Source organism: Acinetobacter sp. NRRL B-65365, from assembly GCF_001605865.1.
Taxonomy (GTDB): Bacteria; Pseudomonadota; Gammaproteobacteria; order Pseudomonadales; family Moraxellaceae; genus Acinetobacter; species Acinetobacter vivianii.
Genome location: NZ_LRPD01000086.1, coordinates 1 through 878 on the forward strand (window position 1 = coordinate 1; position 878 = coordinate 878).

Genomic DNA, 878 nt, shown 5'->3' on the forward strand with positions numbered 1-878 from the left:
CACTTCCGCAGGTTTTAGAATCACTGCATTACCGCCAGCAAGTGCAGGTGCCAATTTCTGTACTTCACTGGCAATCGGCGAGTTCCACGGGGTAATTGCAGCGACCACACCCACGGGTTCATGCACACTCATGGTCATGAAATCTGCGGCACGTTGCGTGGTCAGCTCATCATTCAAGGTTTCGCAGGCTGCTGCTACATAACGCGCTGTTGCAGCTGCACTCATGGTTAAGGCACGGGTTTCAGCCAAGGGCTTGCCATTATCACGAGTTTGCAACTTTGAAAGCTCATCGACACGCGCTTCAATAATGTCTGCCACTTTATATAGAATACGGGCACGTTCATGCGGCATGCTGTTGCGCCACTCGGCTTTACGCCAAGCCGCATCTGCCTTTTCAATAGCTTCATTGACATCTTCCAGACTCGCCGTTGAAATTTCAGCATTCACCGATTGATCTGCTGGAAATAAACTTTGAATCGTAGCGCCTTTACCCAATCGCCATTCACCTGCGATATAAATTTCCTTTACCATGATCAAATCCTTTTAAATCTGAATTGCTTCAACACTATTGCGGCAAGCGCGAATCACACTTAATGCAGCCAAGGTTGAGGTTTTTGGATTACTCGCCAATGGCACACCGACCAGTTCAATGGTCATTTCACCGAATACACCTTCTGCCACAATGGTGTGCTTGTTTTTGTTGATGCTTGGATCAACCGTTAGCTCGACCATCGTGTCATCCATGCCTAGTCCTGCCAGTGCAATCGTGGCTGCCACATTGGCATTGGCTGGAAACTTTAAAGCTGCTTCCCTCGCTGTGCCACGGAAAAAAACCGTTGCTTCGCTAACCTGATCGAGGTCAACCAATTGTTCCGCAT

Annotated in this window: 2 protein-coding genes; both read right to left on the reverse strand. The window is 48.6% G+C overall.

The features are described from left to right. Nucleotides 1-531, reverse strand: a 531-nt coding sequence (locus AWW72_RS18725) for an aldehyde dehydrogenase family protein (RefSeq protein ID WP_155858579.1), incomplete at its 3' end; no start/stop codon positions are given. A gap of 12 nt (nt 532-543) precedes the next feature. Beyond that, on the reverse strand, nt 544-878 hold a 335-nt coding region (locus AWW72_RS18730), incomplete at its 5' end, for an aspartate dehydrogenase (protein ID WP_081410404.1).